The 12,498-nt window shown below is 60.1% G+C and carries 9 protein-coding genes; 5 read left to right on the forward strand and 4 right to left on the reverse strand.

Annotation, left to right across the window (positions count from 1 at the left end):
- Positions 1-319: 319 nt before the first annotated feature.
- On the reverse strand, positions 320-1,942 hold the full coding sequence (gene groL, locus KF708_24705) for a chaperonin GroEL (protein ID MBX3415905.1): 1,623 nt from the start codon (positions 1,940-1,942) through the stop codon (positions 320-322).
- An 87-nt stretch (positions 1,943-2,029) separates the two neighbouring features.
- Complete coding sequence (gene groES, locus KF708_24710) at positions 2,030-2,362, reverse strand: co-chaperone GroES (protein ID MBX3415906.1); 333 nt, start codon at positions 2,360-2,362, stop codon at positions 2,030-2,032.
- 826 nt (positions 2,363-3,188) lie between these two features.
- Between groES and KF708_24715 the strand changes: the two genes are divergently transcribed.
- Positions 3,189-4,262, forward strand: a complete 1,074-nt coding sequence (locus KF708_24715; GenBank protein ID MBX3415907.1) for a hypothetical protein — start codon at positions 3,189-3,191, stop codon at positions 4,260-4,262.
- 58 nt (positions 4,263-4,320) lie between these two features.
- Here the strand turns inward: KF708_24715 and KF708_24720 are convergent, their stop codons facing one another.
- Positions 4,321-5,610 carry a hypothetical protein gene (locus KF708_24720; GenBank protein MBX3415908.1) on the reverse strand — a complete coding sequence of 430 codons (1,290 nt, stop codon included), beginning with the start codon at positions 5,608-5,610 and terminating at the stop codon, positions 4,321-4,323.
- Between the two features lie 333 nt (positions 5,611-5,943).
- Here KF708_24720 and KF708_24725 point away from each other — a divergent pair, with 333 nt between their 5' ends.
- Entirely contained in the window at positions 5,944-6,888 is a 945-nt protein-coding gene (locus KF708_24725) for a polysaccharide deacetylase family protein (GenBank protein MBX3415909.1), read from the forward strand.
- Positions 6,889-7,185: 297 nt separating this feature from the next.
- Here the strand turns inward: KF708_24725 and KF708_24730 are convergent, their stop codons facing one another.
- On the reverse strand, positions 7,186-7,362 hold the full coding sequence (locus KF708_24730) for a hypothetical protein (GenBank protein MBX3415910.1): 177 nt from the start codon (positions 7,360-7,362) through the stop codon (positions 7,186-7,188).
- On the opposite strand from KF708_24730, the gene KF708_24735 reads away from it, so the two are divergent.
- The 3 genes from KF708_24735 (at position 7,361) to KF708_24745 (ending at position 11,509) form a co-directional block, all read left to right on the forward strand.
- Positions 7,361-8,761, forward strand: coding sequence for a class I SAM-dependent methyltransferase (locus KF708_24735; protein MBX3415911.1), 1,401 nt, complete (start codon positions 7,361-7,363; stop codon positions 8,759-8,761). The genes KF708_24730 and KF708_24735 overlap by 2 nt on opposite strands.
- 272 nt (positions 8,762-9,033) lie before the next feature.
- On the forward strand, positions 9,034-10,626 hold the full coding sequence (locus KF708_24740; GenBank protein MBX3415912.1) for a sulfatase-like hydrolase/transferase: 1,593 nt from the start codon (positions 9,034-9,036) through the stop codon (positions 10,624-10,626).
- 523 nt (positions 10,627-11,149) lie between these two features.
- The gene (locus KF708_24745; GenBank protein MBX3415913.1) at positions 11,150-11,509 is read left to right on the forward strand and encodes a hypothetical protein; all 360 of its coding nucleotides are present in this window, start codon (positions 11,150-11,152) and stop codon (positions 11,507-11,509) included.
- Positions 11,510-12,498: the final 989 nt, after the last annotated feature.

Raw genomic sequence — 12,498 nt, forward strand, 5'->3', positions numbered from 1 at the left:
TCGTACTGTGGTGCCGTCGTGGTCGCTAATCAAGCATTTTTTGATTCGTGCAAATTAGTGCTCGTTGCTGCGGCCGGCAGGGTCACAAGTTGCGAAAGAACACTAATCGACACTAGTCCCCGCTAATCAATCACTCTTGATTAGTGCTGATTAGCGCAAATTAGTGTTTTTTTTGTGCGGCACGTTGCCGCTAGTCAAACCAGACCGCCGGAACGCAAGCAAAAGGCCCAGCCGTTCCCGTGAGGGAACGACTGGGCCTCTAGTTTTGCTGGATGCGTCTGGCGTCGCGGATCACTCGCGCGACGGGGGACGGATCGGTTTAGTACATGTCGTGGTCGCCACCGTGACCGTGGCCCCCCTTCTTGTCCTTCTTCGGCTTCTCGGCGATGAGGGCATCGCTGGTCAGCAGCAGGGTCGAAACGCTGGCGGCGTTTTGCAGCGCGGTGCGGGTCACCTTGGTCGGGTCGATGATGCCACCCTTCACCAGGTCGGTGTACTTGCCGTTGGCGGCGTTGTAACCGAAGTTGCCTTCCCCTTCGAGCACCTTTTCGCAGACAATCGAGCCATCCTGGCCGGCGTTGTTGGCGATCATCGTCAGCGGAGCGCGGCAGGCGCGGATGACGATGTTGTAGCCCACCACTTCGTCGTCCGAGAGCCCCTTGGGCTTGGCGCCGGAGGAGGCACGCAGCAGGGCGACACCGCCGCCGGGCAGAATGCCTTCTTCGACCGCCGCACGCGTGGCGTGCAGGGCGTCTTCGACGCGGGCCTTACGCTCCTTCATTTCGCTCTCGGTCGCGGCGCCGACGTTGACCTTGGCCACGCCGCCGGAAAGCTTCGCCAGACGCTCTTCGAGCTTCTCGCGATCGTAGTCGCTGGTCGAGACCTCGATCTCGCGGCGAATCTGGTCGATCCGCGACTTGATGTCGGCACTCTTGCCGGCGCCCTCGATGATCGTCGTGTTGTCCTTGTCGACCACGATCCGCTTGGCACGCCCCAGGTCGGTGATGGGCAGGTTCTCGAGCTTGATGCCCAGGCTCTCGAACACGGCCGTACCGCCGGTGAGGATGGCCAGATCCTCGAGCATCGCCTTGCGGCGATCACCGTAGCCAGGGGCCTTCACGGCACAGCACTTGAAGGTGCCGCGCAGCTTGTTGATGACGAGCGTGGCGAGCGCTTCGCCGTCGACCTCTTCGGCCACGATCAACAGGGGACGGCCCGCGTTGACCACCGCCTCGAGCACGGGGACCATTTCTTTCACGTTCGAGATCTTCTTCTCGAAGATCAGCACGTAAGCGTCCTCGAGCACGCACTGCATCTTCTGCGGATCGGTGACGAAGTAGGGAGAGAGGTAGCCGCGATCGAACTGCATCCCTTCGACCCATTCCACCTCGGTCTTGAGGCTCTTGCCTTCGTCGACCGTGATCACACCGTCCTTGCCGACCTTCTCCATCGCCTCGGCCAACAGGTCGCCGATCTCGGTGTCGTTGTTGGCGGCGACGGTGCCGACCTGGGCCATCTCTTTACGGCTCTTGATCGAGATCGACATCTTGTGCAGCGAGTCGGTGATGTCGGCGACGGCCTTCTCGATACCCTGCTTCATCTGGATCGGGTTCACGCCGGCCACGACCGCCTTGAGCCCTTCGTTGAAGATCGCTTCGGCCATGACGGTGGCGGTGGTGGTGCCGTCGCCCGCGACATCGCTCGTCTTCGAGGCGACCTCGCGGACCATGCGGGCGCCCATGTTCTCGTAGACGTCCTCGAGCTCGACTTCCTTGGCGACGGTGACGCCGTCCTTAGTGACGGTGGGGGAGCCGAAGCTCTTCTGCAAGATCACATTGCGGCCCTTGGGACCGAGGGTGACCTTGACCGCCGCGGCCAGCTTCGAAACACCGCGACGCATGGCGTCGCGAGCTTCCTGGTCGAATGCAATCATCTTGGCCATATTTCAATATCTCCTGATAAAAATCGATTCTCATGTTTTCTTATAAGATAAGACTTGGCACGGCGGGCACTCAGCCCGGCGACATGCTTAGCCTTCGATGACGGCCAGGATCTCTTCCTCGCTCATCAGAATGTATTCCTCGTCCCCCAGCTTGAATTCCTGACCGGAGTAGGAGCTGAAGAGCACACGATCCCCCACCTTGACCTGCAGCGGGGCGCGGCTGCCGTCGTCCAACAGGCGTCCATCGCCCACGCTCACGATCACGCCGCGCGTCGGCTTGTCCTTGGCCGAGTCGGGCAGCACGATGCCGCCGGCGGTCTTGGTCTCTGCCTCTTCGCGTTCGACGACGACCCGCTCGCCCAGCGGTTGCAGCTTGATGCCCTTGCCGGACTGCTTCTTGCCTCGCGTCGCTGTCGCCATGATTCGTGTGCCTCCGAAAGTTCTATGGGGGGGTGTTTTGCAGGTGTGATTTTGCTGGCGGCGTGGCGGCGGATGGTGGGCACGCAACGCGGCACGCCTGCCAAAAAGGGCGCGGGATCCCCGTGCCGACCCCTTGATAAAGCAAGCGGCGCGCCAAAGGGTCCGCCCGTGGCAGAGTCTTACTAACTTCCGATTCAACAGCAGTTTGCGACGGGGGCCGTTTTCTGGGGGAGAGGCGAAGAGGTGGAAAAGCTGGCCGGCCCGCCTGCCTGCCCCGCCCGGATCTGCCATTCTGACAGTCCCGGGGGTCAGGGGGCAGTGGCTAGGGGTTAGCTTCGCTGGGGCGACTGATGAACTGTTCGGTTGGTCCACTCTTTAGGGGCGGACTTGTGCCGCACGATCGGTCGGTGTCGGTTGGCGGTGCGGACCAAGCCTGCCATGTTCGAGCCGAGGATCAAACTGGCGCCGATTTAGCGGCATTTCGATCCGCCAGTCGCGCAAGGCACGCAGGGCGATGCAGGTTCCACAGGCTGGGGAATACTTCTCCGGGCTGCCTGCTAGGATCGCCTGGATGCGATCACAAAATAGCGACGGAAGTCGTTCTTTTGCGAGCGGTGCGGAGTTCAACTCCGCACTTCGCGAGGCTGAAAAAGGCCACGACGGACCTTTTTCAGCCTGCGAGTCGATCGGGGGGCGATCTTGAAGCAGGTTTGGCACGAATTCATAATGACTTGCGTCAGCATTTCGCGCTCGAATTTCTGAACCGGCGTATCAGCCCTCGCTCCAAAAACAGCCCTCCAGGTCCGAAAGAGTGGCGGGATAGTGCATGGCGGCGTCACTTTGGGAGGGCCTCGTTTTTACGTCGATCGTGCTGGCGCCGTTTGGGTTGCTCTATGCCGCACGTTTTGCAAAACGTGCCTATGATGCGCGCGAGGGGCGACGAGCCTGGCCTTGGCTGGTCTTGGGCAACGCATGTGTTTTTCTGGCCTTGGGCGCCTTCCTGCTCGCCGCGGCGGAGTGCTACTTTCGCTTCTGGTACGACACGACGGACGGCCTCACCATCAGTCGCGTCGCGCGGCAGTGGAGCGCCCGACACTTTCGTTTCAACGCCGCTGGGTTTCGCGACGATCACGAATACGTCAGCCGGCCGAATCTCCAGCGACCACGGGTCACGTTCCTGGGAGACTCGTTCGCCGTCGGCTTCGGAATCGCGAAGGTCGAGGATCGACTCTCGAATCTGGTTCAAGCGCGGAGCAAGAAACCGCGCGAGGCGAATTGTTTCGCGAATGTGGGCCTCGATACGGGAGCCCAACTCGACTTGATTCGCCGGGCGCATGAGCAAGGCTATGGCACGGACGATCTGGTGCTCGTCTATTGTCCCAACGACGTGTGCGACCTGATTCCCGAGTGGCGCGCCGTGGGCGAGCACATCAACGAGCGCGTGCTGCAGTTGGGGGCATTGCGTGCGAGCTACGCGCTCGACATGTTCTGGTGCCGGTGGATCGCCGCGACCGATCCCGCCGCGCGCGGTCACTTCGACATCGTGCCGACAGGCTATGGGGGCGAGACGTGGCGGCGACAAACCGAGCGACTGCGCTCCTTGCGCGACTTTTGCCGGGAAAACGACATTCGCTTTTCGATCGTCCTGTTTCCCTTTCTGCACGATCTTGACGATGAGCAATACCATCGCGCTTACGATCAACTCGAGACTTTCTGCGCGCGCGAAGAGATCCCCTTCCTCAATCTGCTGCCCATTCTGGCGCCGCATGCGGCAGAAGGGCTAATCGTCAACCGCTTCGATCCGCACCCCAACGAGCGTGCGCATTCGCTGGCGGCAGACGCGATCCTGGAGTTTCTCGACGAGTTGGACGAGCGCGAACCCAGAGCCGCGCAGCCCTAAGCGATTGGCTGCGCCATGGCGCGTGCCGCCGTGCGAGCGCGGATCGAGTCTTGGCCGCTTACTTGCGCTTGGGGGGTGCTGGCGATTCGTCGATCAGCTCGACCGAGTTCTCGATCAGGATCTCGCCCGTCCGTTCGCCGAGCGAGGTCTCGGAGACGTACTCGTAGCGGTCGAAGCTCATGAAGTCGACCTCAGTCAGGATGTAACCGAAGGCGTCGTTCGTCAGGCCGAAGAGGAGATTGTGCTTCCCCTTCATGTGGCGCTTGAGGTAGTAGCCGATGTTCGGCAGCGCCTCGCCCGGGACGGTGAGAATCTGCGCGTCGCCAATGTTGACCAGATTCAACCGCGTGGTGACCGTCTTGTCGTTGTTGTGCGGATACTTGAGGGGCGAGGCGACGATAATCATCCACATCAAGCGCGAGTCGACCGGGAATTTCACTTCCCGCGAAAAGCAAGCGAGCGCGGGATCGGTCTGCGGCTTGGCATCCTTGACGATACGCTGCGCCTCGGAGGCCATCAGTTGACCGATGCGCAGGCATTCTTCCCAGGTGCGCGCGTCGTGCCACTTGGCTTTCAGCGGATCGGCGATCTTTTCGAGGATGCGATTGTCGGCCGTGATCATGCCCCCTTGGGCGCCGTTCATGAACATGCCCATGCCGCCGAGATCGGCCTCGAGCTTGTCGACCAGCGGACCGACGAGATCCGGGCTGACCACGCCGAGCCGATTACCCAGCACCTCGGGGTGGATGGCATAGTTGACCAGCGTGCCGATCGTCTTGCCGTCGGGCGCGATCGCCTGGATGACGCTCATCCGCGGATCGTAAAGTTCGGGCGCGTAGTAGTTGTAGGCGATTTTGCCCTCGGCCTTGCCAGTGGCAATCTTGAGCTGCGCGGGCTGCAACTTGTCGAGCGCCTCGTTCAGCGCGATGGCCGCCTGATTGCAGACGAAGTCGATGTACTCGAGCTTGCTCGAGACCTTGCCGTCGAGACCGGGAAAGCCATAGCAATCGGGCGCGCTGTGGGTGTGCGTCGAACCGATCAGGATGTTCTCGGCGGCGATGCGCGGCACCTGCTTGCGAATGCGATCGCACAACACCGAGGGAAAGCCGAGCAGATCGAGCTGCACGACGCCGACCTTCGTGTCCCCCTGCTCGAAGACCATGGCCCGGGCGTACAGATCGCCTTGCTTCGAGGTCGTCGGATGGCTGGCACCCACTCCTCCCGAAACAGGCAGCAGCGGGTCGGGCGTAATCACCGATTTGCCCACACCGACTTTGAATTCGGCCTGGGCCAACGAGGTCAACGAACAGGCGATGAGCACGGCGGCAAGAAAGAATGGTCTGGGCATGGATCTCTTCGTGGTGGGCAAGATGAGGGGCGTGAGGTAAACGACCGCGCCCGGATCGGATCGCGGAGCATCCAGGCAAGCAGCAAGCAAGGTTTGGTAGCCTTAGATCGTAATTGCAGCGTGCGGCCGATGAAAGCGTTCGTGGGGCTGAGGAGTGATTCTCCGGCCCGGCCTGCCGGAAACGGGTCGTGCCGTGGGCGTCATGGAGCTCGCGTCGCTCTGTTACAATGGAGAGGAAGTCGCAGCGGGGCTGGCGTTCGACTCTGCCCCGCGCTGGGATTGTAGGCAATCGAAACTTCTGGCTTTGACAGATCCCATGAACTCGGAGCTTGGATGACGATGCGTTTGAATCTGCTTGCCTTGGTGATGTCGCCGATTGTTGTGGCTGCATGGGCGTTGGCGGCCGTTGCCGACGATGGACCGCGCCGCTACGTGATTATCCACGCCGACGACGCTGGCATGTCGCACTCGGTCAATCGGGCCACGATCGAAGCCATGGAACAAGGCATCGTCTCATCCGCCAGCATCATGGTGCCTTGTCCCTGGTTTAAAGAAATCGCGGCCTACGCCAAAGCGCACCCCGAGAAAGACTTTGGCATTCATCTGACGCTCAACAGCGAATGGGAGAACTATCGCTGGGGACCAGTCGCCGGTAGAGACAAAGTTCCGAGCTTGTGCGACCCGGAGGGCTATCTGTGGGGTGGCGTGCCCGAGGTGATGATCAACGCGAAGGCGGCAGAAGTGGAGGCCGAACTGCGAGCTCAGGTACAGCGGGCAATCGATTTTGGCGTACCGGTGACCCATCTCGATACGCACATGGGGGCCGTCGTCAGTCGCCCCGATCTGGTCGAGGTCTACGTCAAGCTGGGCATCGAGTTCGACGTTCCCGTTTTTTTCTTGCGTGACTTAGGTCGCGAAGTTCCGGACGAGGCCATCCGCGCACGCGCCCAGCAACTGCTTGGCACGCTCGACGAGCACAAGCTACCGGTGCTCGATCACATGACCCAGCTCTACACGAAGGGGAGCGTCGAGGAGAAAAAGGCTCAGTACCTGGCAGCGATCGCGGACAGTCCGCCGGGCATGCACTACCTGATTCTGCACTGTGGTTTTAACGACCAGGAATTGCAGGCGATCACCACCAGCAACCTTATCCGCGATACCGACCGGCAGATCTTTAGCGACCCCGAATTCATGGCGGCCGTCAGAGCGACGGGTGTGGAAGTGATTACCTGGAAGCAAGCCCGCGAATTGAATAACCAGCGACTGGCAGACAAGTAAAGGAGCAACGGGCTCCGCGTGCGCCGGAAATGCGGTATGCTGTCCGCACTTTGTCGATGGCACTGCCGGGTAGTTCCACTGCTTTCCTTGCCGGCCTCGGCGTTCCCCCGAGTGGTACCGGGCGCCGAGACGAATAATAGGTCGCCCCGTCGGGGGCTGGTTGGTAAAGTGGATGTTTCGACATCCGCTTGCGCGTGAGTGGCCGCTTCGATACCCGCACGCGACAACGACCGGCTATGCTCGAATCCGAATGGCGCTGCGATGAGATGGGACATGACTCTGTTGGGACACTTCATTTCAGGCGATCTCGCGATCCATTCTCGCGTCTTGCTCGCCTATCTCGACCCGGGCACTGGGAGCATCGTTCTCCAGGCCGCGTTGGCCATTGTTTTGGGCGGATTGTGGGCCTTTAAGATGTCGTGGCAAAAGGTTCGCGATGGAGTCACGAAACTGTTCCAGCGTGGCGGCAGTCATGAGCAGAACGATCCCTGACGAGGCCTTGCCAGCTTCGTTTCGTGACCCTGCCGGCTTTCTCTTTCGTCGCGACGGCCGATTGCGCCGACAGGTGAACCCCTGTTATCGAGACGACTACAACCGGCTCATCGAATCGGGTCTGTACGAGACGCTGTCTGCCGACGGAAAGCTGATCGCGCACGAAGAGGTCGCAGAGCCTTCTTTCGATGGAACGGATGCTGACCGAATCCTCGCGCCCGAGCAGATCGCGTTTATCTCGTATCCCTACGAGTGGTGCTTCGGTCAATGGAAGGCTGCCGCGCTCTTGACGCTGGAAATCCAGCAACGCGCCATGGCTTGTGACATGTCGCTAAAGGATTGCAGCGCGTACAACGTTCAGTTTCGTGGGCACCGTCCGATCTTCATCGATACGCTCTCGTTCGAGCGTTATCGCGAGGGGGAGGCGTGGGTGGCTTATCGGCAATTCTGCCAGCATTTTCTGGCCCCTCTCGCCTTGATGAGCTGGTGCGATGTACGACTGGGACAATTCGTCGAACTCTATATCGATGGATTGCCGCTCGATCTCACTTCCCGGCTCCTTCCTTGGCGCAGCCGCCTGCGACTGGGCTTGCTGGCACATCTCCATTTGCACGCCCGAGCGCAACGTCGCTATGCCAATGCCCGTCGCAAGGTTGCCACGCGGCGTGTCTCGAAATTTCAATTGACGGCGCTGATCGAGAATTTGAAGTCCACCGTGATGGGGCTTCGCTACCAACATGCCGAGTCGACCTGGGGGCGCTATTATGAGGAGACGAACTACACTACCGCGGCGTTCCAGACCAAAGAGCGGCTCGTCGGAGAGTTTGTCGAGGCCATTCAGCCGCGCACGACCTGGGATTTGGGCGCCAACACGGGGCACTTTAGCCGTCTTGTGGCACAGCACGGCGGAGAGGTGATCGCCTTCGATTTCGACCGAGATGCCGTGGAACGCAACTATCAGCAGTGCGTACGCGAACGAGAAAGCTCGATTCTGCCCTTGGTCCTGGATCTGACGAATCCGAGCCCGGGACTCGGCTGGCAGAACCTGGAGCGAGACTCGCTATTGGCGCGATCGGGCGTCGACCTGGTGATGGCTTTAGCGCTGATTCATCACCTGGTAATCTCGAACAACGTGCCGTTGGAAAAGGTCGCGCAGCTCTTGCATCGCCTGGGCCGACATTTAATCATTGAGTTTATTCCGAAGTGCGATTCTCAGGTTCAGCGACTGCTGGTGACGCGCGAGGACATCTTTCCGGACTATACGCGACAAGGCTTCGAGTCCGCCTTCTCGAGCTTGTTCGTGCTGCAACGTATCGCAGAACTTGAGGGCTCGGAGCGTGTTCTATATTGGATGACGTCAAAAGCGCCGGATGCGGTGTGATGGCTCGGCCGGACGGTTCCTGGCCGGCCCGCCCCCATTCGGCCATTCACGTTTCCCGTATAATTGCCCTGCGTCCGGGGCGGCAGCTTGTACCGTGAGGCGATCAGACGTCTGCCTGTTTGTTCCAGGAAGCCATTTCAGACCTTAACCGACCGTACTCGTGGTGCGAGAACTTTACGGTCGGCTCCCTGCTCGTCTGAAATGAGCGATCCCAAGGCCGCGCTGCGTAGCTGGTCAACCGATCAAGGACTGAAACGGAAAAACGTCGGAAGATGAGATTCCCACGTATCGTATATCCGCTTTTGCTGGCGGCTTATCCGCCGCTTTTTCTCTATGCGCACAACCCGGGGCACGTGCTGCACCGATCTTTCTTCACGGCACTGGGAACGATCGGGGTCTCGACCCTGATTGCCTGGTCCGTGCTGGCGGTGCTGATGCGCAGTTGGGAAAAGTCCGCGCTCACTGTGGGAGCGGGCATCGTGCTCACGTTTACCTTTGGATTTGTCCGCGAGACCTTGTCTCCGTGGATTAGCTCCTACCTCTTGCTGGGTGTCTGGATCTCGCTGTTTTTTCTTGCCGCGTATTACTGCACTTGTCTGAAATCGTCCCTCGCCGTCTGGACCAGGGCCTGCAACGCGATCGCGGGAATTTTGATAGCCTTTCCCTTGATCAGCATCTTGATCCAGCAGTCGACAGCCGGACAGATTCAACTCCCTAGCCCCCGCGCCGACCAGCGCGAGAGCCGCTCCACGAACTCGCTCGATCTATTCGCGACAGCTCCCATCGAGACCGAGCCAAGAGATCCGACAACGCTCCCGGACATCTATTTCATTATCCTCGATGCGTATGGCCGGGAGGACGTGCTCAAGGATCTCTACGACTTCGACAATCACCCCTTTGTCGAGGCCCTGTGTGCAAAGGGGTTCTACGTGGCGGACCGCTCTACCTCGAACTACAGCCAGACTGGGTTGTCCATCGGTTCCTGCTTGAACCTGCAATACCTGGATGGGCTGCTGCAAGCGGTGTCCGAGTACGAAAAGAGCAAGGCCTACTTCATCCCCCTGGTCGAGAAAAGTGCCCTGATCAACACGTTGCGAGAACATGGCTATTCGATCGTCTCGTTCGTGACCGATGTTCCGGAGATGGGCTTTTACTCGTCGGACGTGAAACTGAATACTGACGTGTCGGTGAATCACTTCCACAATGCCTTGCAGAATGCAACCCCCTGGCCAGATCTCGTCCGGCTCACACGCTCTCGACGTGCGGTGGACGTACACCGAGACATGCTGCAATTCAAGCTCGACGCTCTTGGTGGCGTTGCCCGACTTCCCCATGAGCCGAAATTCGTGTTTGCCTATTTCAGCGTGCCGCATCCACCATTCGTGTTCGATCGCACGGGGGCGTCGCTCGACATCCCAGGCGAATTCAATCACGACGACGGGGACATGCTTGTCGGTCATCGCATGAGCAAGGTCGAATATCGCAAGGCCTATTGCGAGCAGCTACTTTATGTGAACACGTGCATGCTCCAAGCAGTCGACCAGTTGCTGGCAGAATCCAAGCGGCCGCCGATTATTTTCCTGGTGGGGGATCACGGACCGCGTTCGGAACTCTCTTGGAACAGTGCCGCACGAACTAATGTCACCGAGTGCATGTCGAACCTGTTCGCGTGTTACCTGCCGAATCACCTGGGCGAAGATGATTTGTACCCGGAAATCTCCCTGGTCAATGCCTTTCGGCTGGTGCTGAATCACTACTTCGGAGCGAACCTGGAACTGCTGGACGACGCGAACTATTTTTCTACCAGTGAGACGCCCTACCGATTTCTCAATGTCACGGAGCGCGTGCAGGGGAGAGAGCCGTAACGGACTGGGAACTCGGCCTACGATCCGACTGGCTCTTTTCATGCGCGGGGTACCACCGCTTTATGGAATCGTCCCCTTGCGAGCCACCCAAGCTGCCAGGACCATAACCACGACGGCGCGATGGACCCTTTTGATGGTCAATGCTGTCCCGCAGCGTTTAGGATGGCGGTATGGGCGAAAATCCTTACGAGCCTCCGAAAGAGCCGGAGAGACAGGACGGATCAACGATGCTTCGTTGGTCCGGGATAGTGCTTTTAGGTCTTGGATTGATGTTGTCGGGTCGAATGGCGTGGATGTTTGCCAAGTATCCTCACCTGCGGCAACCACGCTTTCCGGGCGATGATTGGATACTGCGGTTATCGGTCATCCTCGCCGCCGGTATCGTGTTGATGGCGGTGGGCCTGGCGCTGGTGTGGCGCTCTCGGCGCAAAAGGCCAGAAGCATGAAGAGCGACTTGCCTCCCCGCCGCTGGTATCAATTTCTGCTCAGTATCATCCCGGTGCGACGCAAATAGGCTCGCGACATGTTTGCACTGAATCTACTCGCTTGTTCCGGCCCGGGCGCGTTCCGCGTGATGGCCGAAGCTCAGGCCTACGGGCTGATTCTGTTCCAAGTAAGTTGCGCGATGGTCGCGCTCGCGATCGTGCTGGTGTGGATGCGGTCCTACGCGATTGCCAGCAGTTCGATACTTGTCGTGGCGACAATCATCCATCCCGGGCTCTGGATGAGCGCCTATCACGGTGACTGCGGCAGTTCACTTCGGGCGTGGGCTCTGATCTGGACGATTCTCATCGTCGCCCTGGGGGCTGGGGCGGTTGTCCACGCCTGGGTAGGCGCATCGCGCGGGAAGCGGGTTCGCCAGCAAACGCCAGTAACACCCTAGCAGCCTGCTAGGATCGCCTGGATGCGATCACAAAATAGCGACGGAAGTCGTTCTTTTGCGAGCGGTGCGGAGTTCAACTCCGCACTTCGCGAGGCTGAAAAAGGCCACGACGGACCTTTTTCAGCAGCCTGCTAGTCATACGGCATCTCGCCTCCCACCGCGGTTGTCGCCGTCGCCCGGGTGGGGTACACTTCGGGGCTGTCCGATTCCTCCGGACGGACGCTCCTCGGTCTATCCACGGGGTGCCACGCGGCTTGGCCGTCGTTGCCCCGGTTTTCCAAGTTAACGCCTGCCGCGCAGACCTTTATTTCAAATACGGAGCCATTTGTGGGAACCAAGAAGACCGGAAAAGGGCGACGCAAGCTCGGCCAGAAGAAACGCCGCATGCGTGCCAAAATCCGACATCGCAAGGGCTAAGCCGTAACGAGCGGCGGCGGCGGCGAACGCCCCGTTCCTCGCCGCTCGATCTGCCCTGCTGGTCGCGCCGTCTGGTGCGATCTCTCACGTTCGCTCGGGGCGCGTCCCTCGCCTGGGGTGCTGCGCCCACGGTGCCCCGCTGCGCTGGGTATTGGGGCGCAGGTCTCCGCAGCGCTCGGCCGTAGGTTGCTGCCTCACATACGGCTTTTTTCATGCGCGGAGGTAAGATAGTGGCATGATCCTTCGTACCCTCGAAACTGCCGCAATCACAGCGTTCTGGGGTGCTTCGTTCACGATGTTTGCCTATGGGGCCAACGACTTCACTACCGTTACCCCTTATGGTTGCGGCAATAATGCGATCATGTTGATGGTGGGAGCTTCGTTAGGCGGAGGTATCGCGGCGGTACTGACCTGGATGGTTTGGCGGAGGCGGACAGCAGGCCCCAATTCGTAGCTCTCACCCACCAGTTCGTGCTTTGCGGCCAGCAGCCATCTCCACCGCGGTCGCAGCCGGACGTCACCGGGCCATCGCCGCGAAATGGTCCTGCACTCACAGCTAAGACACTACGACA

It is taken from the genome of Pirellulales bacterium, from assembly GCA_019636335.1.
GTDB lineage: Bacteria > Planctomycetota > Planctomycetia > Pirellulales > JAEUIK01 > JAHBXR01.